At 36.8% G+C, this 23,472-nt stretch carries 22 protein-coding genes and 2 pseudogenes; 4 read left to right on the top strand and 20 right to left on the bottom strand.

The features are described from left to right. Window positions 1–487 precede the first annotated feature (487 nt). Both acsn021_RS07370 and acsn021_RS07365 read right to left on the bottom strand, forming a co-directional pair. Window positions 488–661 (bottom strand): annotated as a pseudogene (locus tag acsn021_RS07370) (cysteine-rich KTR domain-containing protein); the annotation flags it as partial. Between the two features lie 80 nt (window positions 662–741). After that, window positions 742–1,728, bottom strand: coding sequence for a zinc-binding dehydrogenase (locus acsn021_RS07365; RefSeq protein WP_184092563.1), 987 nt, complete (start codon window positions 1,726–1,728; stop codon window positions 742–744). A gap of 179 nt (window positions 1,729–1,907) precedes the next feature. On the opposite strand from acsn021_RS07365, the gene acsn021_RS07360 reads away from it, so the two are divergent. Further along, entirely contained in the window at window positions 1,908–2,747 is an 840-nt protein-coding gene (locus tag acsn021_RS07360) for a LysR family transcriptional regulator (protein ID WP_184092562.1), read from the top strand. Window positions 2,748–2,784: 37 nt separating this feature from the next. Here the strand turns inward: acsn021_RS07360 and acsn021_RS07355 are convergent. The 10 genes and pseudogenes from acsn021_RS07355 to acsn021_RS07310 form a co-directional block, all read right to left on the bottom strand. Continuing rightward, window positions 2,785–2,948: pseudogene (locus tag acsn021_RS07355) on the bottom strand (NlpC/P60 family protein); the annotation flags it as partial. Between the two features lie 208 nt (window positions 2,949–3,156). Further along, entirely contained in the window at window positions 3,157–3,849 is a 693-nt protein-coding gene (locus tag acsn021_RS07350; protein ID WP_184092561.1) for an MBL fold metallo-hydrolase, read from the bottom strand. A gap of 3 nt (window positions 3,850–3,852) precedes the next feature. After that, a complete protein-coding gene (locus tag acsn021_RS07345; RefSeq protein WP_184092560.1) occupies window positions 3,853–4,095 on the bottom strand; it encodes a (2Fe-2S)-binding protein in 243 nt (80 codons plus the stop codon). A 336-nt stretch (window positions 4,096–4,431) separates the two neighbouring features. Continuing rightward, complete coding sequence (locus tag acsn021_RS07340) at window positions 4,432–5,898, bottom strand: 6-phospho-beta-glucosidase (RefSeq protein WP_184092559.1); 1,467 nt, start codon at window positions 5,896–5,898, stop codon at window positions 4,432–4,434. A 213-nt stretch (window positions 5,899–6,111) separates the two neighbouring features. Next, a complete protein-coding gene (locus acsn021_RS07335; RefSeq protein WP_184092558.1) occupies window positions 6,112–6,948 on the bottom strand; it encodes a MurR/RpiR family transcriptional regulator in 837 nt (278 codons plus the stop codon). Between the two features lie 153 nt (window positions 6,949–7,101). Beyond that, window positions 7,102–8,709, bottom strand: coding sequence for a multicopper oxidase family protein (locus tag acsn021_RS07330; protein ID WP_243167841.1), 1,608 nt, complete (start codon window positions 8,707–8,709; stop codon window positions 7,102–7,104). A 279-nt stretch (window positions 8,710–8,988) separates the two neighbouring features. Beyond that, window positions 8,989–9,420: a hypothetical protein gene (locus acsn021_RS07325; protein WP_207725126.1), complete on the bottom strand. Its 432-nt coding sequence runs from the start codon at window positions 9,418–9,420 to the stop codon at window positions 8,989–8,991. 281 nt (window positions 9,421–9,701) lie between these two features. Beyond that, a complete protein-coding gene (locus tag acsn021_RS07320; protein ID WP_184092557.1) occupies window positions 9,702–10,046 on the bottom strand; it encodes a GIY-YIG nuclease family protein in 345 nt (114 codons plus the stop codon). 92 nt (window positions 10,047–10,138) lie between these two features. Beyond that, window positions 10,139–10,741 carry a helix-turn-helix domain-containing protein gene (locus acsn021_RS07315; protein ID WP_184092556.1) on the bottom strand — a complete coding sequence of 201 codons (603 nt, stop codon included), beginning with the start codon at window positions 10,739–10,741 and terminating at the stop codon, window positions 10,139–10,141. An 83-nt stretch (window positions 10,742–10,824) separates the two neighbouring features. Then, window positions 10,825–12,672 carry a zinc-binding metallopeptidase family protein gene (locus tag acsn021_RS07310; RefSeq protein ID WP_184092555.1) on the bottom strand — a complete coding sequence of 616 codons (1,848 nt, stop codon included), beginning with the start codon at window positions 12,670–12,672 and terminating at the stop codon, window positions 10,825–10,827. A gap of 145 nt (window positions 12,673–12,817) precedes the next feature. Between acsn021_RS07310 and acsn021_RS07305 the strand changes: the two genes are divergently transcribed. Further along, window positions 12,818–13,402, top strand: coding sequence for a TetR/AcrR family transcriptional regulator (locus acsn021_RS07305; RefSeq protein WP_184092554.1), 585 nt, complete (start codon window positions 12,818–12,820; stop codon window positions 13,400–13,402). A 77-nt stretch (window positions 13,403–13,479) separates the two neighbouring features. On the opposite strand, the gene acsn021_RS07300 is transcribed toward acsn021_RS07305, so the two are convergent. After that, complete coding sequence (locus acsn021_RS07300) at window positions 13,480–14,334, bottom strand: DUF2935 domain-containing protein (RefSeq protein ID WP_334297377.1); 855 nt, start codon at window positions 14,332–14,334, stop codon at window positions 13,480–13,482. A 294-nt stretch (window positions 14,335–14,628) separates the two neighbouring features. On the opposite strand from acsn021_RS07300, the gene nudC reads away from it, so the two are divergent. Next, on the top strand, window positions 14,629–15,405 hold the full coding sequence (nudC, locus tag acsn021_RS07295) for an NAD(+) diphosphatase (RefSeq protein ID WP_184092552.1): 777 nt from the start codon (window positions 14,629–14,631) through the stop codon (window positions 15,403–15,405). A gap of 302 nt (window positions 15,406–15,707) precedes the next feature. On the opposite strand, the gene acsn021_RS07290 is transcribed toward nudC, so the two are convergent. The 6 genes from acsn021_RS07290 to acsn021_RS07265 form a co-directional block, all read right to left on the bottom strand. After that, a complete protein-coding gene (locus acsn021_RS07290) occupies window positions 15,708–16,529 on the bottom strand; it encodes an ABC transporter ATP-binding protein (protein WP_184092551.1) in 822 nt (273 codons plus the stop codon). Continuing rightward, complete coding sequence (locus tag acsn021_RS07285) at window positions 16,526–17,560, bottom strand: FecCD family ABC transporter permease (RefSeq protein ID WP_184092550.1); 1,035 nt, start codon at window positions 17,558–17,560, stop codon at window positions 16,526–16,528. The genes acsn021_RS07290 and acsn021_RS07285 overlap by 4 nt, the downstream gene beginning before the upstream one ends. After that, a complete protein-coding gene (locus acsn021_RS07280) occupies window positions 17,557–18,555 on the bottom strand; it encodes a FecCD family ABC transporter permease (protein WP_184092549.1) in 999 nt (332 codons plus the stop codon). The genes acsn021_RS07285 and acsn021_RS07280 overlap by 4 nt, the downstream gene beginning before the upstream one ends. Next, window positions 18,552–19,622 carry an ABC transporter substrate-binding protein gene (locus acsn021_RS07275; RefSeq protein WP_184092548.1) on the bottom strand — a complete coding sequence of 357 codons (1,071 nt, stop codon included), beginning with the start codon at window positions 19,620–19,622 and terminating at the stop codon, window positions 18,552–18,554. The genes acsn021_RS07280 and acsn021_RS07275 overlap by 4 nt, the downstream gene beginning before the upstream one ends. A gap of 496 nt (window positions 19,623–20,118) precedes the next feature. Next, window positions 20,119–20,496, bottom strand: a complete 378-nt coding sequence (locus tag acsn021_RS07270) for a metal-sensing transcriptional repressor (protein ID WP_184092547.1) — start codon at window positions 20,494–20,496, stop codon at window positions 20,119–20,121. A 240-nt stretch (window positions 20,497–20,736) separates the two neighbouring features. Continuing rightward, window positions 20,737–21,930 (bottom strand): MFS transporter, encoded by a 1,194-nt coding sequence (locus tag acsn021_RS07265; RefSeq protein WP_184092546.1) that lies wholly within the window; start codon window positions 21,928–21,930, stop codon window positions 20,737–20,739. 116 nt (window positions 21,931–22,046) lie between these two features. Between acsn021_RS07265 and acsn021_RS07260 the strand changes: the two genes are divergently transcribed. Further along, a complete protein-coding gene (locus acsn021_RS07260) occupies window positions 22,047–22,319 on the top strand; it encodes a hypothetical protein (RefSeq protein WP_184092545.1) in 273 nt (90 codons plus the stop codon). Between the two features lie 50 nt (window positions 22,320–22,369). On the opposite strand, the gene asnA is transcribed toward acsn021_RS07260, so the two are convergent. Then, on the bottom strand, window positions 22,370–23,374 hold the full coding sequence (asnA, locus tag acsn021_RS07255) for an aspartate--ammonia ligase (RefSeq protein WP_184092544.1): 1,005 nt from the start codon (window positions 23,372–23,374) through the stop codon (window positions 22,370–22,372). Between the last annotated feature and the right edge of the window lie 98 nt (window positions 23,375–23,472).

Raw genomic sequence — 23,472 nt, 5'->3', positions numbered from 1 at the left:
CTGTTACCTCCTTTCTTTTACTAAATTTTCTTTCAACCATAAAATTTATTTGATAAAGTATACGCCCCTTATTGTCATTCCCCCTTTCTCTTATAATGGGCAGTTGTCTTTTAGTTACCGCAGAGGATTACTAGTTCTCATATATGTTATAAAGACATGCTATTTAAAAAACTATTTAAATCTATGTTTATTCACATATCACCAAATTTATTCCAACTATTTTTTTTATTATAAACAAAGTATAAATTTCTGATTATCTTTTTATATTTTCTTAACTGCTTGTATCCCCTTATTCTAATGGGTTTCGAGCGTTTTCCACGTAAGACTTTATTAACGACCATACTTTGATTGCCATATTCATCTTAAAGAAGCTTAATTGAAACGAGGATTAGCTAATGGTATCAATGAATCAAGAAATGCCAAAGACTAGTTAAAAGTTCATATATAACAGGAAGAGCCGATAAGATGAGATTGTATTAACCTCAAATTATCGGCTCTGTGTCTTTGCGTCTGGCTCTTTAATGATAGTTATTTCTAATGACTTAACACTTATCAAAGTTTCATGTTTGCACTTAGGACAGTATAAAGGAAATGTTACCACTATTGTGTCCTTGCTTATTTTTATCCTTGTTTTGTTTTCGCAAATTGGACATAATAACCAATACTATCATCCCCTCACTATAAAATCTTTTCCATAAATATAAAGCTTTGAACTTTTATCTTATTAATAGCTTAATAAAGTTATAAATCAATATCTAAAATAATATTTCCAAATTGTAAACCATCTGACATTCGAGCAAGTGCTTTTCGATAATCACGCAACAAATATTTCTGGTCAATAATAGGCTTGATTTTATGCTTCGAAATCAATTGAATCATTTCGTCAAACTCTTCTTTACTTCCCATTGAAGTACCTAAGATATTAAATTGTGAAAAAAAGAGTTCTTTTAGTGATAAATTAATATCTGCCCCAGAACTTTGACCGAAGTTTACAACGGTTCCATTTGGTTTTAAAACATCAAAATATTTAGAGAAAGTTGCTGTACCAATACTATCTAAAATCAAATCTACTTTACATTCCTCTAAAGTCGCCTTCCAATCATCGTTTGTATTTAATAAACAGTCTGCTCCTATTTTTTTTGCTTTCTCTAACTTATCTGTATCCCTAGAAGTAACTGTAACTTTAGCTCCAATAGATTTGGCAAACATTAAAGCAAACGTTGCTACACCGCCCCCAATTCCAGGTATGAGTAAATGTTGTCCTTTTTGTAAAGCACCTTTTGTAAACAATGCTCTATAAGCAGTTAATGCAGATAATGATAATACACCTGCTTCTTCCCAAGTTAAAAAACTGGGTTTTAGAGTTAAGTTTTCTTTGGGAACAATCACATATTCTGCAAAAGTCCCATCAGTAGGTGAACCCAAAATTTCTGGTACATCGGGTGCTGCTTTTTTTGATTTCCACCTCAAGCTAGGATTAATAATTACCTCATCGTTCAGATTAAAATTTGTCACATTTTCGCCTAAATCAACAATAATACCCGCTCCATCTGATCCGAGAACACATGGTTTATCGGTATTAGATGAATCACTAATTATGAATAAATCACGTCGATTCAAACCTGCAGTTTTTAGTTTGATTTTTACCTCATCTGCCTTAGGAATACCAATTGGTACATCCTTGTAAACGAGTTCCTTATTTCCACCCTCAAAAATTACTGCTTTCATAGTTAAATCCCCTTTCATTCCAATTTGTTATAGATAGAAGATATATTTTTTAGTTAAATTTAAGCAAAGAAATCTATTCATTATATCTATTATCTATGATTTATTGTATAATACATTAGCAAAACATTGAAATACAAAACAGCTATTCAATTTATAACTAAAAGTTATGGAGGTAAAGAATGAATCTAGAATGGTTACAGTCTTATATCGTTATAGTTGAGGAAAAGAGTATTACAAAAGCTGCCGAAAGATTGAACATTTCGCAACCAGCCCTTAGCAAACAATTGAAAGGCTTAGAATCTGAATATAATATTTTACTACTAAATAGAACAACCAAAGGAATAGAAGTAACAAAAGCAGGATTTCATCTATATAATCAAGCAAAAAGTCTTATTCAGCAATCAAATTTAATCAAGCTAGAATTACAAGAAATGAATGAATCACATAAAATGACCATAGGTTGTTTGCCTAGTATTGCCACATCATACTTACCAAATTTTAATTTGAAAAATCATTGTGTCTTTATTCAAAATTATTCTAAAGCTTTAATTCATTCATTAGAGAACAATCAAGTCAATATTAGCTTGATAGACAATTACTTTTATGATGGTTCGCTAGTTAAAAAAGACCTTTTTTCAGAAAAATATGTAGCACTTATTCCTAAAAAATATAATTTAGGTCAATTGAATGAATTGAGTTGGAAAATAATTGAGGAATATCCGCTAATTTTACACAGTTCTCCTTGTGATACTTACAGTAAGATTAAATCACATGCTTACAATAATACTATTAATTTAAATATTACTAAATATGTCCCTTTTGGTGATTTTCTGTATGGATATGTTCTTTCGGGAGAAGGTATGACAATAGTACCGCAACTGATTTCTCAAAATTTAAGACATTTAGATATCGATTTAATTCCTGTTGAGGACTTAGAACTAACTATAAGTGCTGTAGCGAAAACAAATAAAATATTAAATTCTTTTTTAGATTTAATACAAGATGAGGTAATTAAATAATTCTGCTTTTTTCAATTCATCATTGAATCTTCCTTTCTCATTGTTTGATTCGTCCTGCTCTAACTAAATGCTGTTGCCAGTAATAGCTAGTTAAGTCGGCATAACCGATTGGGTCGCTTGGTATTGCTGTTGTGCGGTTCGTGGTAAGTTGATTCCAGCTTTGCCATACATCCATTGTGTCAAACCACTACAATCAAAAGAAAGTGTGCTACGTCCAGTGTTTATGCGGATAACTAGATTTCATACTATTTTTAGTATAAAAAAACAGTTACAAAATTAACTGATACTAGAATGCATTTGAACAAAAAAACCTATGACTATCCATCTCCTACACGGAATCAAAGACCGTGTATCATTGGATAATCATAGGCTTCCTCTTATTCTTTTTATTCTTTAACTGCACCTAGTATTATGATGTAAAAATACCACCATGATAACATATGATTTCTTTTGCTCCATATGTCTTAAGCTTTTGCAAAGATTCTTTTGCTTTGTCCAAATTAAGCGTAAACTGGGGATTAGCAATTACCAGTTCTCCATTTTCTATCGTTGCCGCATCACCTGCAATTAGTATCTGCTCTTCCTGCATATAGATTGATATATGCCCCGGTGTATGTCCCGGAGTACCAATAATAGTGCACCCACCGCACCAATTAAAAAAGTCCCCATCCTGTACTTCTATGTCTACTTCAGCCGTCTCAACCTTTTTTAATATCTTTAGAAAGGCTTCACCGGATTCCTTTTGTTCCTTGGGCAAATAAGGCTGTAGGGCTTCTGCCTGTTGTAACCGGAGAGATTTTAATCTTCCAGAAATATAAGGTGCCTCTTCTTTTCCTGCAACGACTTTTACCTGCGTGTACTTACTTTTAAGTTGCAGTAACGAACCCATGTGATCATGATCTTGATGCGTAATTACAATATGCGTTAAATCCTTACAGGATAGTCCGTTTTCCTCCATCACTCGTTCAATTGCCATAAGATATCCTGTATAACCACAATCAATTAACACCATATTTGTATCATCTTTTAATACGACCGGATGAATAATATCCTCTGTTTCACCAAATGTAAACTTTATATCTAAAACTATTATTTTTTTCATTTCCTAAGAATCCTGCTCTTTCTCCCTTTGATATTCTTCAAGCAATTCAATGATTTTTGGTGTGCAACGCCGTCCACCACAACTGCCACTACCGGCCAAAGTCGCCTTCTGCACCTTTTCTAAGGTGACTACACCTTGTGTTTCCGCACACTTTTCAATTGTTTTTTTTATGGTATACCTGCTGATTGCTCTGCATATGCAGACTTTTGTATATTTATCGAGTACCTCTTGATTCGTATCTGACATATAGTCCTCCTTTCACAAAGCCGATTCCATCTGTGTTATAGTTTTTCTTTATAATATAAAACCTTCATTCAAATATTCTTATTATTTACGAATTTATTAAAAATACTTCACTGTGCCTATGTTTATTCTTTCTCATCAAAGTTCACAAGAATAAGTATCAGCTATGATAAGCTAATACTAGTATAGTATAACACAGGTATTAAAAAAACAATAAAAAACTCTCTTCATCAAAGCGATTCCTTTTGACTAAGAGAGTTTCTATTGTGACGTTTTTTTTAATTACACGTTTCTTAATTCATAATTGATGAGTACTTTTTTGATTTTTAAATGTCAATTCTATAGCTCTGTACCGTTGCTTTCAATTACTTTTTTATACCAGTGGAAGGATTTTTTTCTTGAGCGGTTAAGCGTGCCATTTCCTTTATCATCTCTATCCACATAAATGAAGCCATAACGCTTCTTCATTTCGCCTGTTCCGGCAGAAACTAAGTCAATACATCCCCAAGGTGTATATCCTATTAATTGAACACCATCCTCATTTACTGCTTTATCCATCTGTGCTACATGATCTTTTAAATATTCAATTCTATAATCATCCTGAATACTTCCGTCTTCCTCTACTTTGTCCACTGCGCCAAGACCGTTTTCAACAATAAATAACGGTTTCTGATAACGTTCCCATAAGGTATTCAGGGCAATTCTAAGGCCGATGGCATCGATTTGCCAGCCCCAGTCACTGGCTTTGATATATGGATTCTTAACACCCATGGAGAAGTTGCCCCCTATTGCTTCCCCTTCTTCTGAGGTCACACAATGAGAGGTATAATAGGAGAACCCAAGATAATCAATACAGCCTTCTTTTAAGATTTCCTCATCTTTAGCATCCATAGTAATCTTAATACCCAGTCGCTCATACTCTTTTAATTTATACGCAGGGTAGTATCCTCTTGCCATTACATCAGAATAGAAATGGCGGTTTCTGGTATCCTCCATAGCCAAAGCCTGGTCTTCCGGTTTACAGGTTAAGCCATAGATAGCGCCATATGCTATCATTAAACCAATTTTATTCTCGGGATCAATTTCATGTCCAAGTTTTACAGCCTTTGCACTGGCTACAAATTGATGATGAACTGCCTGCGCCTGGGTATTAGCATCGGCTTTTGTGACCCCCCCTGCAAAGAAAGGAATGAATCCCATCATATTAATCTCATTAAAGGTCATCCAGTATTTTACTTTTCCCTTATAACGAGTGAATAATGTATTACAGTAATTCACAAAAAAGTCAATACATCTTCTGTCTGACCAGCCACCATATTTATTCACAAGTCCCAACGGAGTTTCGTAATGTGAAATGGTAACTACCGGTTCTATGTTATATCTTCTTAATTCATCAAAAACGTTGTCATAAAATGCAAGTCCTTCTTCACTTGGTGTTGTCTCATCTCCAACAGGAAACAATCTGGCCCAGTTGATAGACAGACGGAAGCATTTAAAGCCCATTTCGGCAAACAACGCAATGTCTTCTTTGTAACGGTGATAAAAATCAATCCCTTCATGACTGGGGTAATACTGCCCTTCCTGCACGCCATAAACCGCGCCTTCCGGTAAATCTTTAGCAGGCATAATGCCCTGGGCACCTTTTTCACCTTCTTTTGTTGTAAAGGTAATTTGTCTGGCTACGGTATGGCTTCCTGCTGTTATAACATCCGCAGTACTCAATCCTTTTCCGCCTTCAAAAACCCCTCCTTCAAACTGATTGGCAGCGGTAGCTCCGCCCCATAAAAAATTTTGAGGTAAACTCATAATCTTTCCTCCTTACATTCCTTTATAGTTGTAGTATAGCATAACCGAACTCTCATTTCTTTCCTCTCGAATATATTGGTCGAAAATGTCAAAAAAAATCCTCCTCCCCTGACACTTTTGTGTCAGAACCAGAAGATTTTTCTATTCGTTTATATTGTTTGTAATGTTCTGGATTATGTTTTGCATTTATTACGTTTATTATAAGTAAATTTTTTATTTATTGAAATCAAAGCTTATTTTTTTATACAGTTCTATCTGTTTATCATATCTTTTTGCCAGCAGACCCATGAACAGAAGATCAAAAATATAATTTATACTAAGTACTATCGTAACATGGTGGGTTCCAGGAAGTAATTTTCCCTCCACAATATGTACCACTTCATCACAATGCTGTTCAATTTCCTTTGACAAAGCACCAACAATTCCAATTACATAAATTCCATAGCGTTTTAGTACTTGTGCGTTATGAATAGCAGAAGGGTTCTTACCGGAGAGACTGATAACAAAGGCGGCTGTTTTCTGATTGTTTTTACCACTAGCTAAGAACACTTCATTAATAGAACTATACGCTGTACTTTCAATTCCCAGCGTACTGTATTTATGAGCTGTCCCTTCTCCTAAGGAATAGCCCAATCCAGAGGAATAAAAATCAATTCTCTCCATCCTGTTCAACTGGTTTGTTATCCGCTTTACCACATTATGGTTAAGCTGTTGGTGCATTCTGTTCATGACACTTTCATACATCCTGTCCAAAAAGTTAATATAATCCGAATACTTACTTTTGCTGTCCAGCATCGGAAATTCTGTTTTTCTCTGCATCGTATGTTCCAGTGTTTTCTCAGCATACAACATTTTTTTTAGTTCCTGATACCCTGACATACCAAGCTTTTTACAAAAACGGACAACCGAAGACTTACTCGTCAATGTTACTTTACCTAGCTCCTCACATGTCAATGTCTGTATATCCTTTGTATGTTTTAAAATGTAATCCGCAATGTTTATTTCATTTTCCGTAAAACCGGATTTGCTTCGTAGTTTTTCCAGTATCATATTTGTTCCCTCTTAATGAAAAAATTTATTAACCAATGTTCTATTTGAACTATATAATCTTACCACGTACTCCCCTCAGTAAGCTATGGTAATTTTGTAAAAGTTATCTATACAATTTTTTTACCTTTATTCCTTATTGCCACTCTTTTAATTTTATTTCTCCACGACTAATGGCCTCATCATATCATTATCTTCGTGTTCCAGTATATGGCAGTGCCAGACATAATCTCCACAGTGTTCTTTAAAATGCATAATGATTGATGTAACCTCTCCCGGTTCAGCTCTTACCACATCTTTAGGTCCATTTTCATATTTAAGAGGCGGATTTATCTTTTCTAAATCAAACTTGTAATCTCCGTCTTCCTTAAAGTCCTCCTCAGTAAATAGCTTTCTTCCTAATATCTGAAAATGCACCAGATGCAAATGAACAGGATGGGCAAAATTAAAATGATTTACAATGTGCCATATTTCAATGGTATCTAATTTGGGTTTCTCGGTAGCTGGTGCATCCCACATTCTATGGTTTAGTAAATGTACGGCTCTTCCATAATGATCTGTCATTTCATCCAAATGAACCGTTCGTTCCCTGATTGCCAGTTCCGGCTCAAGTTTATGAAGCGGCCGTAGTTCCTTGGGAATGGTACTCGTATCCGGGGATTTTAATTCTGTACCTACTCTAAATTTCATAATAAGTTCAGTGCCGGGACTAGGAGGTCCCTGTGCAACATTCTGTAATAGTATTTCCTGTCCTTTATAGGCTGAAAAATCTATAATAAGGTCAATCCTTTCAGCCGGTTGCAGAATGAAGCTATCAAGCTCTACCGGATGGTGTAACAAACCTAAGTCAGTGCCAATCTGATGAAATACTTCCCCATTGCTAAGTTTCAAATCATAACTACGTAGATTTGATGCATTTAGTATTCGAAATCTATATTTTCTTGGTTCCACATCCAGGTAAGGCCAAACCTTACCATTTACAACAATGGTATTTCCAAAGAAAAACGACGGTGTTGAAGGGATTGGATTTTCAACAGGCGGCGTTGCATTATCCGGGTAAAACAAAGAACCATCTTCGTTAAAGGATTTGTCTTGAATCATAAAAGGAATGTCATAGGGTTCTTCCGGAAGCTTAAGTCTTTTTTCATTATAATCTCTAATTAAATAGAAGCCGGCTAATCCTGCATACACATTTAATCTTGTTATCCCGATAGCATGATCGTGATACCATAAGGTCGCTCCTGCCTGGTGGTTTGTATATTCATAAACTTCTCTCGTATATTTCTGCCCGACGTATTTGTTGTCCCTTGTATACCAGGCTTCCGGATGTCCATCACTATCTGCTGCTACATTCGCACCATGCAGATGAACTACGGTTCTTACATCCGGTGTATCAATTGTACCGTGAAGGGTATGGTCAACGGGCAATAAGTGTTTCTTAGGCAAATGATTTATCCATTTAACCTTAGCCGACACATCTTTCCTGGTCTCTATGGTAGGTCCGGGATAGGTTCCGTTATATCCCCAAATGGTCGTATATGGAAAGAACTTATGAAACTTATGCTCTGCCGCTTTCATATCAATTTCATAATATAGTTCTTCTTCCTTTGTTGAGCAGTAATTATTAACAGGTTTTGCTCTGTCAGGTATTGGCAGAGCATCCACAAATTTGGGAATGGTCTCCGGATTCGACGGATTTACATTAAAATCAAGATTCTTCGTATCTTCATTCATTTGTGAAATGTTGTGTAAATATTCATCCATATTAGACCTCCTTTATACTTATAAGCCTAGGCAAAGTAAGCTTATTTGTATTTTATGCTTCGTTTTTATTTTTGTGTCTAATACTGTCGAATACAACAATGTATTGTCATATCAGTCAGGATATAATATGATAACATCCGTCCACATTTGGTTAATGAATATTTGAATTTGTGTAGGCTTATAATTTGAATCCATATTATGTAAAACGAAACGTATAAAAACTGCGACTGATTACGGAGTCGCAGTAATATTATTTATACCGTACTATATTTATATTTTTCAGTTTATCTCATCATCCTTATAATATTCTTCATATTTTTTGCAAATATCTTTACTAGTTGCACATTCACATTCAATTGTCGTTCCGCCGATAATAGCCTTAGCACCAAATACAACCGGTACTTCTACACAAATACGCTGGCTGATTGTAAAACTGCAAGCCCCATGCGGACGTCCGTTACAGCTATCTTTTCCAGGTGTAACAATAGCATCACCACAACATTTAGTTTTAGGAGCTCCTGCTTCTGCAAAAGGATATACTGTTACCGGAACACTTACGTTAGCTAACTGATAGCCACTTGCGGGGCAGGTTTTACCGCATGGTATTTCTTCTCCCTGTGGAACTGATTGAGCTCCTAATGAAGCTGACTGAACTCCCTGTGAAACTGACTGAACTCCCTGTGAAACTGATTGACCGTTTAAATTAAACATATTATATATCCTCCTTAATTTTAAGTTAAATTTCATTTACAATATATAATATGAATTTTGTCGTTAATTGTTCTTTTTTGGTGTAAAATAAAATAAATTTTTCAACTAATTTTTCTATAGAAGTCTATTGTCTCTGGAAGCTTAAAGGTAAAATCAGTGCAATATGACTTTTGTGCCAGGCATCCCTTATTTTCTACTACGAACAAACCTATAATATATTATTAAATTCATATACTAAATGGGATAACTTTTTAAGTTACCCCATTTATCAATAGCTATATCTATAGTATCTCCTGTAATTGTTGCTTTTCATTCCATATTTCCAGTAAGAGTCCAATGTCATCTGCAAATTCATGTTCACTCTGTGTATCTTTCCGTTCAATTTCCTCAAGAATATCAAAGGAAAAGGAATTCGCCCCAAACAACTTCCATTCACTTTGCATCACCGGTTCGGGACACGTATCTGTTGAAATAAAAAAATTATATCTATTTTTTTGCCCTTCTAAATCCTTAGTAGCTCTAATCCACATACGATTATTGCCGTGACATTTAATACAAAAGATACCACCTGTTATTTTTCTGTTCTTGTACTGCTCTTTCAAGTCCTTTTTCGTTTGTTTTTCCATACAAACACCTCCTTCCTATAAAATAATATTATAATTGCAAAACTCTATAGCTGTTGTTTTTGGTGCTTCTGGCTAATTCAAATACGCCTTGCCTATACTACCCACAGTCCGTGGCGGTTGCAATAATAATATAATCGTCCACCGTTTCTTTGTTTTAATTTGCCGCCATTTAATTTGGGAAGTCTTACAGAAGGCGTCTGCTCCGGATAAAGTTTTATAAGTAGTACTCTGTCTGTTGTAACATACGCCACAAAGGATATATAATGTGTTTTGCTCATTTCATGAGTAAAAGTAATGTAATACTCACCCTCCGTATCCTCTATTACAGCGTCATGCATTTCACTTGCTGCTTTTGCTACAAGCGGAGATAATTTTCGCCCACAACAGGAAATCTTTGAATTTCCTGTATTACTGATTATATTTTCACAATCCGGACACACATAGAATTTAATTCGTCTAAAATTTCCTGAATCAACAGGATTTGCTTCTATTGCACCGTCTAAGATCTCCTCTATGTCAATTTCAAATATGTTAGAAAGTTCACTTAATAAGGATATATCCGGACACCCCAGACCTCTTTCCCATTTTGAAATTGTTTTATCACTTATATTCATTTTATCCGCCACCTGCTTTTGTGTCATACCTTTTTCTTTACGTAGTCCCAATAGCAGTGCACCTACCTTACTACAATCCAATTGTCGACCTCCCTATAATTATTATAATTATATCCGTGTGTTTAGCAATAAACGCTCCGTAGAGTTACAAGCGGTATCGATTGTTACTTTGTCTTACCATAAAAAAAGGAATATTTGTCTGCCTTGCCAAGCTGTGCCGTTGACGTATTATCAATTATGATGGCTGCTTTTAACAAGGACTCAATCTGCTCATGCATCAATGTAATATCGAATTTGTCCATTTCCCGGTTTTGGCTGTCTGTCATCAGATAGTCCGGCATAGGTATGAGTCCGATAACCGGAATTCCTGCTTCAAAAAGCGGCTGGCTTTCACCGAACTCAAATTTGTTATGACCCCGTAAAAATACAGTGCGTGTTGTACGCCTGTCCTGAATGGCTTTTAGCCAGATTGCTTCCATTGTTTTATTACCTGCGTAGGTATACTCTGATTGAATATCGCCGGTAGGCAAATATTCGCCGTATTCATTATCTTTCCATTCCATACTGCCCAAATGCTCAACTGTTATACCTGCTACGGCCTTCCTGTGTCCATCTTTACCATCCCAAAGCTCAGGATGTGCCTGCATCCATGTGGAGGTTGCCTGGGATGTCCCTTTAAATTCCGGTAAACGGAAATGTCCCGTAATGAAAGCAAATACCATAGTGCGTTCCGGTCGTTCCTGTTGTAAATAACGAAGCATCGAAAGCATACCAATGGTCCCATTTTCTTCCACAACATTTACACCATCCGTATGCGAATTAATAATTATGGTTTCTTCTTTCTTTTTCCCCTCAAGCACTACATAAAAAGAATCCGTAGGAACTGCTTTTTGTACCTGGGCTTCTAAAATAACCGTACCCTTCTGATGGCTTTTTGCAGATGCAATTACTTTTTCCCCTTCTGTCTCGTTGACCCATACAGCGGGAATTCCCGCATATTCTGTAGTAAATGGAAGATACTGATTGCTTACCTTATCATCCGATGCTCCTTTCCAGACAAGAATTACTGCCTGAACACCTGCTTTCTTTGCTTTTGCTAAATCAGGGTCTTGCAGCACGGTTGTTAAAACAAGGTCTCCATCCCCTTTTATAACATGGCTTTTTGTAGGAAAAGAACGGCGTGTATTCATTACAAAACCAAGGGGAATGGACCTGGTGTTATTAATTTCAACAACAGCAATCTTTCCTTTTGCCTGGTTGTAATTTCCTGCTTTAATATAGACTAATTCACCCGTAACACCATCTTTATCTGTTTCACCGGAATAAGGGAACGGGGAAGCTACCGAAATTTCCTGATTATTAATATATAGAGCACTTTTTTCTGCCTCCCAACGGTCAAAGGTATAGTTATCTTGGTATACTTCATACCCCATATCAGATACCTGTTGCTTTAGCCACTGGATAAAACGATTGTGTCCTTCTGAACCTGTGGTACGGCTCCCAAAGGAATTCATTATCTCAATTTCTTTTAGCATGTCCGCTTCTGTAGCTAATATGGCATCATCAATGATAACCTTACGATCCTCTGATAACTGAATAGACGTAGTGATTGGATTGACATACAGATTAACACCTATAATTATACCAGTTAATGCTGTGAAGATACCAAATAGTATTTTGCAAACCGTCAGAACACGCTTTGCACCTTTTGCATTAATTCGTAAAGAAAATATATTCCAGGCACCAGCAACCAGCAATAATCCAGTCCCAAGAGCCAGTATAAAAAAAGTATTCGTAAATAAAAACAATGTCTCTGCTGCTATCCCACCAAGATAAACCCAATGCAGCCTGTTACGTTTTTTACATATAAAATGCGAGATACTAAATACTAGTATTAAAACTATTAAAGAGACCGTGGAAATTTCTATCTCCTTTCCAATAAAAAAGCTATTGCAGAATGCGAGTAATAAAAACAAAATACCCACGATTCCTTGCATCCATGTATTGAACATTTTTTACACACTCCTTATATTAATAAAAATAACTTGACATTACATTTGTAACCTCATAATAATTATAGTATATTGATAAATGTAATAAAAAACAATGGAAAACAACCATCAAAGGCATATAACGTACAAAAGGGAGGAAAATGTCATGTCAAATTATCAGTTATTCATTCCTACTACTAGTAAACATTACTCAAATAAAGAAACAAACCGCCTAACCAGAGAAGCTATCTGCACTGCTTTAATACTGTTAATCAAGGAACAGCCTTTTTTAAAGATAACCATTACAGATATCGTAAAGCGCGCAGGTGTCTCCAGAACAGCCTATTATAGCAATTATAATTCAAAGCAGGATATTTTAGTGGATTTAGTGGATTCCTTAATATACGAAATAAATCAAAAGCTTCTGCCTTACACCGATGAAAAAACCGGAAAAGCAAAAGCTCCGAAACAATTTATTCAAGTACTCTTTGAAGTTTTATATAAGCAGCGGGATATTTATATTACTCTATTGGATGCACAGTTTCATAATATCATCTTAGACCGCATGAATGATATTATGCTGCAACATGCCCGGGATAAGTCTGACAATAACATTTACCGGGTCTATTTTAATGCAGGTGCCTTATATAATGTATTCACCAAATGGATACAGTCTAAATCCTTAAAAACCGTCGATGAAATGACTGAAATCTGCCTAAGAATGTATCACACCCCTATGTCACAGGAATAAACTTTATTAAACTTACTAACAAGCCCTCTCCTGCTTCCAATGATTACTACTTATAAATACTTAACTTCCTTCTCGTCCTATCGAAACATCTCCAACAATCTCAAATAATGGTTTGCTTCACGCAGGGTATGATCACCCAGTAGGGGAATAATTATGGATTTAACGTTACATTCCAGTATTCCCTTTGTTCCTTGGGCTTTAAAATCCCTTATGGCAATCGTTGCTTCCATACTGTCAGCCGTCACTGTTGAGACCGGAACCGTATTATCCATAGCAGCCTTAGCTTCCTCAACTAACTGGTCAAATTCATTTCCAAAATTATTCGCTGTCTGAATCAATTCTTCTTCTGTCGGGTCAAGTAATCCCCGTATAAATTTGGCATGTTCCCCCATAATTCTGTTCCAGAATAATTCCTGCTCTAATGCTGCTCTAATCTTATCAAAATCTTCTCCGGTCTGCAAACTTTTTACCATCTGCAAATATAGGTTAGCTTCACGCATAATGTGGTCAATCAAAAGTGGATAGTTCACTGTAAACATATTGCAATTTAACACACTAGATAAGATTGTGGCCTTAAATTGTATCAACGCCCCGATTAATTCAATCGCTCTTTCATTTATTTCATAAACAGTCTCTTCCAGTTTTTTATGAATGGAGCCACTTTCACCGCTCATTAAATTTATTTCCGCATTGGTAATATCAATTGGTATGTCTATTCCAGTAAAATAAGCGGAGGCCATCTCGGCATTTGCGGTGTATTGGGTAAAAGCCTCTCCTGCTTGTAAAAATTCCTGACTTACCACACCACTCGAAGCCTTAACCACATCCCACAACAGTCTGTCGAATTCTCTTCTAAAAATATCTGCCTGGTCCATAAAATTACTGTCTCTTGGAGTAAATCCTATTTCAAGGAAAAAGGAATGTTCTTTCATTATTCTTCCAAAAAATAGGTGTAATTCTAATGATTGTTGAACAAAGTCACGTATTGGGAGCATTTTATTTTCCCCTATCATGTTTACATTTATGATATGAAGAAAGAATAGGTTTTGTGCAAAGTGGTTATTGTATTTTTAGCATACTCTATCGTTTCATCCTTCACCTTTTATCTTAAATGACATGAGATACCTTGTGCCGCTTCAATTTAAAATAATGCATATCGACTTTTCAGATAATACTGTGTATAATAGACTAAATCTATTATCAACGCAAAGAAAGTAGTGAACATAATGATGAAACTTTTTTTTTCTAAAGGAAAATTACTATTACAAAAGATAGAAAATGAATACCGAATTCCTAAAGCTAATGAATTAGACAGCATAGTACCTGGTACAGAACACAGCGAATCCGTTGGCACCTACAAGGGCGAAGAATGCCTCTGTATACAAGATGATACCGTTTCCGATATACCCTCTGATTACGAATTTGTCGATGTCAGGAGTATCCCCTCCTTAACTGATGACACAGAGCTTTTTATACTTGCAGGGACAGCGAACCATATTCTACATTGGAGCCATTCGAATCGGTATTGCGGCTGCTGCGGACACAAAACCATAGACAAAGAAGATGAAAGAGCTAAACTCTGCCCTTCTTGTAATACTGTGATATATCCACGTATTTCACCAGCTATTATAACTGCTATCTTCCGTGGTGATGAGATTTTACTTGCCCACAATCGAAACTTCAAGGGTAAGATGCACAGTTTAATAGCTGGATTTGTTGAACCAGGTGAAACCCTAGAGGCGTGTGTTGCACGGGAAATTCGTGAAGAAATAGGGATAAAAGTAAACAATATCCGGTATTTTAACAGTCAACCATGGCCTTTTCCGGATTCACTAATGATAGCTTTTCTTGCAGATTATGAAAGTGGTGAAATTACGGTAGATGGGAACGAAATTACAGAAGCCGCATGGTTTCACGCAGATAATCTGCCGGAAATCCCATCTTCTTTCAGCATTGCAGGTAAAATCATCCGTTGGTATCAGGAGCAGTATTCATCTCACTAATGCTTACTTAACACTTCTGGTCACAGATGCGTTACTATCACAAATAACCCCACTCTAATACCATTAAATGTTTTATATTCTCCGTTAAGAATAAGGGTATCATTACAAACCCGTAGATGTAAATTCTTGACGGAGAATTTTACTATAGATTAAATTTTCAAATATTAATACGAAAAAGTCCCATACCAATCTGTCTTGATATGGAACCTGCTCTTATGATATCTGAGTATTTTACATCTAATGATAACTGCTATCTATTCTAATATTATTTGCTTGAAATCTCTTCAACCCTTCTATTGATTTTATCCCTTATTAATTTTATCTTCTCTGACATGATATCTTCCCTTAGGTACAATAAACGGTGAGCCAGAAACCGGGTCACTTATTACTGTACAGTCCAGTCCGAATACTTGCTTCATTAACCCTTCTGTAATAACCTCAAAAGGTGCCCCCTGAGCAATCAAATTTCCTTTTTGTACAGCAAATATATAATCTGCATATCTGGCAGATAAATTAATATCATGGAGAACCATAACAATAGTTGTACCCCTCTTCCGGTTTAAATCAGTCAGTAAATCCAGAATTTCAACCTGATAAGTAATATCTAAAAATGTGGTTGGTTCATCCAAAAGCAGAATATCGGTTTGCTGGGCAAGAGCCATTGCAATCCACACCCGCTGTCTCTGTCCTCCCGACAGCTCATCTACACTGCGGTTTGCAAGTTCTGTAATTCCCATAATATCCAAGGCTTCTTCCACTGCCTCATAATCCTTTTTTTCCAAACCTTTTAAAAAGGTCTGATAAGGATATCGACCTCTGGAAACAAGGTCAGAAACCGTGATACCCTCCGGAACCACAGGAGACTGAGGAAGTAAACCTAATGTCCTTGCTAATTGCTTTGGCTGGATATCACTGATTTGTTTGCCATCCAGAACAACCTGTCCTGATATCGGCTTTATCAACCGTGCAAGTGTTTTCAATAACGTGGATTTACCACATGCGTTAGCCCCGATGATTACACTGATTTTATTGGTTGGAATCACCACATCAATATTATTAATAATGATTTTTTTATCATACCCGGCAACTACATTGCTAGCCGAAAATAATGGTGTTTGTTTCATGCTGTACCTCCGGTTCGATTCATGCGTATTAATAAATATAATAGGTAAGGCGCTCCAAGAATTCCTGTAATAATGCCTACCGGAAAACGTATATCAAAAGCATATTGCCCTATAACATCTGCTAGCAATACCATGGCTGCCCCTGTTAAACCGGCAGGCAATATATTGGAATAGCCTGCACCCGCCAATCTGGCGGCTATTGGTCCTGCCAGGAAGGCAACACAGGCGATAGGCCCTGTTACTGCCGTTGCATAAGCAATTAAAAAGACAGCACATAATACTAAAAGCATTCTAGTCCGGTCAGTCCTGAGTCCCAGTGTAATAGCAGACTGTTCGCCCAGTTCAAGCACCTTTAAATGTCTGCCAAGTACAATTAAAGCGCATCCAAACACCAGAACCGCAATAAAAAGTCCCGGAATATCTTTCATCTGCATTCCGTTTAAACTGCCGCTAAGCCACCTGAGGGCTGCCGGTACATCATACTGGTTTGCCCGAAGCAATAAATATGAAATTACTGCATTTAACATTGCCTGTATTCCAATACCAATCAGAATCAGTCTTCCCCCAGAAAAACTGCCTCCTCTGGACAGAACATATATTAAGAATGCCACTGTAAGTCCTGCTGCTACTGCTGCTACAGAAACAATATTACCGCTTACATTTAACACAAGAATACAAAAAACTGCCGCCACACTGGAACCGGAAGTTACGCCTATAATATCCGGGCTTGCCAGAGGATTTCTAAGCATGGTCTGAAATGTATTTCCTGCCATTCCAAAGGCCATTCCTGCAAGAAGACCCGACAGCATCCTTGGCAGACGCAAGGTTTTGATAGCAAATGTGGCACCTTTTATATCTTCACCTAAGAGAACTCTGATCATCACCTCCAGTGAGTATCTGGTATTTCCAAGATAAAGCTGACTTATACATAGAATAAGTGTTAGAACGGCTAATGTAATAATTACCGTCATATAACGGATTTTTCTGCGCATAAAACCTTCGGTTACAATATTTGTTTTTCTATTTGTCATAATGCACGCACCTTCGCTCTCATAGCAATCATTATCAGAATCGGTGCTCCTAAAAATGCCGTCACAATTCCTGCTTCAAGTTCTCCGGGATTTCCAATGAGTCTTCCTATAACGTCTGAAATCGTTAAAAGTATGGCTCCGCCTACAGCAGACATAGGAATTATATATCTCATATTAGGTCCGCAAACCAACCTTATCATATGAGGAATCATTAATCCCACAAAACCAATAGGTCCGGCTAAAGCTGTCGTAGCTCCACAGAGCAGTACTCCTGCCAATGCACCTACTATTCTGACCATTCCTGTTTTTACACCTAGTCCGGTTGCTACATCATCCCCTAAAGCCAGGGCGTTTAAAGCAGGTGCTGCTAATATTCCCATTACTAAACCAACCAGAAGGAACGGAGAAACCTTAAGAATTCCATCCCAGGTTGCACCACCAACACTTCCTACCTGCCAGAAACGAAAAGCATTCATAACATCTGTTCTTGGAAGAATCACCGCACTTACCAGTGAAGACAGGGCAACACTCGTTGCAGCACCTGCCAAAGCAAGTTTTATAGGGGTAGCACCTCCATAACCCATAGAACCTATCCGGTACACAAAAACTGCTGTCAATGCTGCTCCTGCTAATGCAAACCATATATATTCACCGGCAGTATTAATTTGGAAAAATGCAATTCCACTTACCACAAACAAGGACGCTCCTGTGTTGACTCCCAGAATACTTGGGTCTGCAACGGGATTACGAGTAATCGCCTGCATCAAAGCACCGGAGACACCAAGGGAAGCTCCGGCAATGATACTAAATACAGTTCTTGGAATACGTTCACGGACTACCAGTGCATTAAAGGACTCACTACTTCCATTAAATAAAGCATCTATGACCTCTCTGAGCCCTACATTACGTGAACCAAGAGCCAGTGATGCAAATACACTCAAAACAATACCTATAACACCGGCAATTATCAGTATCAATATCTTCTTTATTTTCATTTTACCTTATCAGCTGCCTCTCCGATTAAACTCAGATACTCTTCAATGGTTGCAGGGATAGAAAGAGCACTTGGAGTACTCGATGCTGCTAACGGTGTACCATCTTGAATCAGCACTACTGAACCTCTTTGTACTGCCGGAATCGTTCCTACAAGAGAATCAGCCTGTAGACTTTCCATTAATGCCGCATCTCCATAAGCAATGATAATATCTATATCATCCAGAACATCAACATTTTCAGCACTTATTTCAAGTGCGAAGCTGTCAGACGTTTTTTCCATTTCTAATACACTCTCAGGTACCTTTAATCCTAAATCAGTTAAATAAGCAGCACGAGGATCTGTAGGAAGGTAAATATAGAATTTACCCAAATCAGAAGGATTAAAATAAAAGAATGCTGCACTCTTTCCTGCTATCTGAGGGTATGCAGCTACTTCATCACCAATCAACTGTTCAAGTTCTGCCACCAACACTTCTCCGTCAAACTTCATGCCCATTCCTGTAGCGTCCATAACAATCTGGTCACGCCATAAAGTCTGCCATGCAAGAGTAGGATAGGCAACTACTGGTGCAATTTCGCTTAATAAATTATATTCATCCTGTGTAATTCCTGAGTATGCCGCAAGTATTACATCCGGCTGTGAATCACTGATTGCTTCATAATCTAACCCATCAGTATCACTAAAAAGCACCGGATTTTCCACACCTAGTGTCTTAAAACCTTCTGCTGTCCAAGGCAATAATCTGCTGCCATCAGTCACACCATAATTTGCTTCCGAAATACCTACAGGTATTACTCCTAACGCCAAAGGTACGTCCTGATTTCCCCAGGAAATAGTTGCAATTCTTTCCGGTTTACTCTCAATCACAGTCTCACCAAAAGCATGCTTTATAGTGATTGGATATTCTGCTGATGTTTCTCCTTCCTCCACAGAAGGTGTTTCTGTTGTTTTTTCTCCAACAGGTGTACTTTCATTCCCCGATGAATTTGTTTTAGTATTAGAACACGCTGTTAAGAATACTGATAAAATAACAGCCATCATAACACTTATTTTTTTTAGTTTCATAGTTAGGCTCCTCTTTTCTTAAAGAATTTCTTTCATTTGTTCCATGTTAGTGCAATCTAACTCAAACAGCTTATCACCCGTATCCCTTTCTGTCAAGTGCTCCCCTTTTGGTTTTTAGCATCACATAGTCTGCATATGTGATTTTTAGCTTCACATAAAACTGTAAAACACCTATAAATTAAATAAAATATAGGCTTGTACACAAGTATCATCACATTGATTTTTTAATTGATAAAAATTATCATTTTCATTCAAATGATTATAATCTACAACTTTCCGTTATATATCCTCCATTATTTAACAACTTTTATGAAAAACATGCACTGTTTTTACAGGATAAAGGCTGTCACTAAAACGAATACTGCAAAACGAATCCATTTATTTTCAATGCATTATTATCCCCTTAAGCTTTATCTCTTTCTGAATAATAAAAGTATAAAGGAGGAAAAACAGGTGCACAAGCCACCCCAGAGGACGTTTATAGATTTCTTATGAATTATTTTATGAATTTGTCAATGGCGTTATTTAATTTTTCAATTGCTTCTCTATCACCTGATTCCACTGCATCCACAATACAATGCTCTATATGATCCTTAATAATGACTTTACCTGTATTATTTAAAGCTGCAATTACTGCTGATAACTGTATTAAGACTTCACTGCAATCCTTTCCATCCATTACCATGCGTTTTACGGATTCCAGATGTCCGCAGGCACGGGATAGTCGGTTGATTACTAACTTCGTATTTTGATGCTGGTGATTGTGGGTATGACTATGAGAATGACTCTCCGCATGACTGTGAGTATACTCTCTGCCATCCTCTCCTATATGCGTATGACTTATCTTACTGTCTTCTTTATTTGAGCTGTTCATATGTAATCCCCCCCTGAAATTGCCTTCTTAGATTTTATATCTGCTTGTTATAATTTTAGGATAAACTCAATTTTTTGTCAATGAAACATCGCCCTCATAAAGCAGTCTAAAAGTATGATACTAGTAGTAATTTATTTTAACAAATAATAAAAACACCCTGGTTTATGTTAACCTATCTACAACCGGTATAAAAAATACCTGTCGATAGAATGTTAAAAGAAACCATGATGTATATGTTTTTTAAAATGTGTTTGAAAGAATCTCCACTTTCTTCTTAATTGTAAGTCCTGCGATAAGAATGACTGGGAACACTATCGCTGCCAGTATACCAACCTTTAGGTTATTATTAAAAGTGCCCGATACCATGCCCACAAGAGTAGGTCCCCCGGAACATCCTAAATCTCCTGCAAGTGCAAGAAATGCAAACATTGCTGTCCCTCCGCCTCTAACTGCTGCCGCTGCCATGCTAAATACACCCGGCCATAGTATTCCCACTGATAATCCACATAATCCGCATCCAATCAGACCCAAAACAGGCGATTGCGATAGAGAAATAATCAGATATGCGCAGACACAAAGCACCCCGCTATACAACATAAATTTTTGCAGATTAATGTTTTCACCATATTTCCCATAAATTAATCTAGACAATCCCATCATGACTGCAAACATCATAGGCCCGGCCAAATCTCCCATGGTTTTACTTATACCAAGCCCCTGCTCTGCAAAAGCTGAAGCCCACTGACTAACCGCTTGTTCACTTGCTCCCGCACATACCATTAGCAGCATAAATAGCCAAAAAATCTTATTCCTTATAAGTACGCTAAATCTCATTCCTTCCTGTCCTTCTGATACCAAGGGCGCTATAGGAACTCTCCCAAACATGAATGCATTAAAAATGGGTATCATTGACCACACCAAGGCGAGTAGCTTCCAGTTTTGCAACCCAAAAAGACTAAAAAACAAGGTCGATAGCAGTACAACTCCAACATGCCCCCAGCAATAAAAGGAATGCAGCATACTCATGGTCTTTTCCTTATTATCTGTAGGACAAGCTTCTACAATAGGACTTACAAGTACTTCAAGTAAACCACCGCCAATAGCGTAAATTATAACGGCTGCTAAAAGCCCAGTAAAGGAATCTGCAAATAGCCCCGGTAATACAGTAAGCGAAATCAGTCCCCCAGCTGCTAAAATATGTGCCAGCACAATGGACACACGATATCCCAGCTTATCAATAAATCCTGCAAAAAGCAAATCAACAACAAGCTGTATACCAAAATTAATTGTTACAAGCATGGTTATTTTGCTTAAAGAAATATTATACTCTGACTGTAGCGTAAGAAACAAAAGGGGTACAAAGTTATTTATAATGGCTTGTACAATATATCCAATAAAACAGGTATGTACAGTTTTTGTATAGTTCTTATTCAATATTTTGTCCTCCTGAATTCTTCATATATCATAACACACAAACCATCATCCGGTCTTGCAGTATAAAGTCAATTTATGATACAATATAGCAAAATGACCAAAGGAGTCAGAAAGCCGTGCAAAATACAAAAATCATAACAGATGAGTCACTGATGGAACTTATTCCACATGGGACAGTTTCATTTCCCTTTAAGTACTATTATGAAGATATTCTCTTATTCGAAAACCATATCATTGATTGGCATTGGCACAAAGAGGTCGAATTCATGACAGTATTAGAGGGTACCGTATTGTGTTCTATCGGTAATTTGAAAATCTCCCTTAAAAAGGGTTCGGGTACATACACCTTTTACAACTTCCAGTGTAGCTCATATACTCTTTCAAAATGAAATACCCTCCTGTTAGTAATCGAACGATATCTTTCTACATCAAAATCTTCCTAAAGAATTTCAACATCTCTTTCCGCCATATAATCTAACATATCATCTTCCCATACAGAAGCCTGTACTTCTCCGATATGTACCTTGTCCATGAAGTACATACATATTCTGGACTGACCGATTCCCCCTCCTATAGTGAATGGTAACCGGTTATTTAAAATATCCTGATGATACGGCAATGTTCTTCGATTATCGGCATCTGCCTCTGTTAACTGTCTGTTCATGGCCTCTGCATCAACACGTATTCCCATAGAGGATACTTCAAAGGCTATGTCCAAAAGATGATGATACAAAATTAAATCCCCATTTAAATTCCAGTCATCATAATCTGGCGAACGTCCGTCATGCCTTTGGCCGTTACTCAGTTTATCACCTATCTGCATAATAAAAATAGCTTCCTTTTCTTTTACAAAAGCTTTTTCTCTGTCTTTTGCAGAAAGTTCAGGATATAAATCCATAAGTTCCTGGCTGGTAATAAAGGTCACTTCTTTCGGTAATTTAGCTTCAAAAGCAGCAAATTTACTACAGACATACTTTTCTGTTTCTAAAAATACCTCATAAATTTTATTAACAGTATTTTTTAATGTTTCAATGGTTCTGTCTTTTTCTAATATTACTTTTTCCCAATCCCATTGGTCAACATAGATGGAATGGATATTGTCTAGTGTCTCATCACATCTGATAGCATTCATATCTGTGTACAATCCTTCACCAACTAAAAAATTATATCGTTTCAGCGCCATCCTTTTCCATTTCGCAAGTGACTGAACTATCTCACAAATTCTGCTCTGTGTACCGATACCAGAGAATGAAACCGGGCGTTCAACACCGTTTAAATTGTCATTTAATCCTGTTTCAGGACGAACAAATAAAGGTGCAGAAACTCTGGTTAGATTTAACTTAGCTGCCAGATTCGTTTCAAAATAATCCTTAATGAGTTTAATCGCTATTTCTGTTTCTCTTAACTTTGTTTTGCTTTTATAACCTTCCGGTATGTAATGCATACATACACCTCCTGATTTTAACCTTTTTTTCAATACAATATCAATAACTTTTGATTGTATATTTATGTATTATTATAGGCATAAATATTAATAATGCA

Origin of the sequence: Anaerocolumna cellulosilytica (assembly GCF_014218335.1) — a bacterium.
In the GTDB taxonomy this organism is placed as follows: domain Bacteria; phylum Bacillota; class Clostridia; order Lachnospirales; family Lachnospiraceae; genus Anaerocolumna; species Anaerocolumna cellulosilytica.
Note: the sequence above shows the minus strand (reverse complement) of the source record. Positions and strands in the feature narration are given on the sequence as shown.

Excerpts from the sequence above, each read along its gene's own strand:
- acsn021_RS07330 (WP_243167841.1), bottom strand. The coding sequence starts at position 8,709 with ATGGATGAATATTTACACAACATTTCACAAATGAATGAAGATACGAAG.
- acsn021_RS07335 (WP_184092558.1), bottom strand. The coding sequence starts at position 6,948 with ATGATACTGGAAAAACTACGAAGCAAATCCGGTTTTACGGAAAATGAA.
- acsn021_RS07300 (WP_334297377.1), bottom strand. The coding sequence starts at position 14,334 with ATGAAAGAACATTCCTTTTTCCTTGAAATAGGATTTACTCCAAGAGAC.
- acsn021_RS07270 (WP_184092547.1), bottom strand. The coding sequence starts at position 20,496 with ATGAACAGCTCAAATAAAGAAGACAGTAAGATAAGTCATACGCATATA.
- acsn021_RS07305 (WP_184092554.1), top strand. The coding sequence starts at position 12,818 with ATGTCAAATTATCAGTTATTCATTCCTACTACTAGTAAACATTACTCA.
- acsn021_RS07320 (WP_184092557.1), bottom strand. The coding sequence starts at position 10,046 with ATGGAAAAACAAACGAAAAAGGACTTGAAAGAGCAGTACAAGAACAGA.
- acsn021_RS07310 (WP_184092555.1), bottom strand. The coding sequence starts at position 12,672 with ATGTTCAATACATGGATGCAAGGAATCGTGGGTATTTTGTTTTTATTA.
- acsn021_RS07280 (WP_184092549.1), bottom strand. The coding sequence starts at position 18,555 with ATGAAAATAAAGAAGATATTGATACTGATAATTGCCGGTGTTATAGGT.
- acsn021_RS07285 (WP_184092550.1), bottom strand. The coding sequence starts at position 17,560 with ATGACAAATAGAAAAACAAATATTGTAACCGAAGGTTTTATGCGCAGA.
- acsn021_RS07340 (WP_184092559.1), bottom strand. The coding sequence starts at position 5,898 with ATGAGTTTACCTCAAAATTTTTTATGGGGCGGAGCTACCGCTGCCAAT.
- acsn021_RS07325 (WP_207725126.1), bottom strand. The coding sequence starts at position 9,420 with ATGTTTAATTTAAACGGTCAATCAGTTTCACAGGGAGTTCAGTCAGTT.
- acsn021_RS07365 (WP_184092563.1), bottom strand. The coding sequence starts at position 1,728 with ATGAAAGCAGTAATTTTTGAGGGTGGAAATAAGGAACTCGTTTACAAG.
- asnA (WP_184092544.1), bottom strand. The coding sequence starts at position 23,374 with ATGCATTACATACCGGAAGGTTATAAAAGCAAAACAAAGTTAAGAGAA.
- acsn021_RS07290 (WP_184092551.1), bottom strand. The coding sequence starts at position 16,529 with ATGAAACAAACACCATTATTTTCGGCTAGCAATGTAGTTGCCGGGTAT.
- acsn021_RS07275 (WP_184092548.1), bottom strand. The coding sequence starts at position 19,622 with ATGAAACTAAAAAAAATAAGTGTTATGATGGCTGTTATTTTATCAGTA.
- nudC (WP_184092552.1), top strand. The coding sequence starts at position 14,629 with ATGATGAAACTTTTTTTTTCTAAAGGAAAATTACTATTACAAAAGATA.
- acsn021_RS07345 (WP_184092560.1), bottom strand. The coding sequence starts at position 4,095 with ATGTCAGATACGAATCAAGAGGTACTCGATAAATATACAAAAGTCTGC.
- acsn021_RS07360 (WP_184092562.1), top strand. The coding sequence starts at position 1,908 with ATGAATCTAGAATGGTTACAGTCTTATATCGTTATAGTTGAGGAAAAG.
- acsn021_RS07350 (WP_184092561.1), bottom strand. The coding sequence starts at position 3,849 with ATGAAAAAAATAATAGTTTTAGATATAAAGTTTACATTTGGTGAAACA.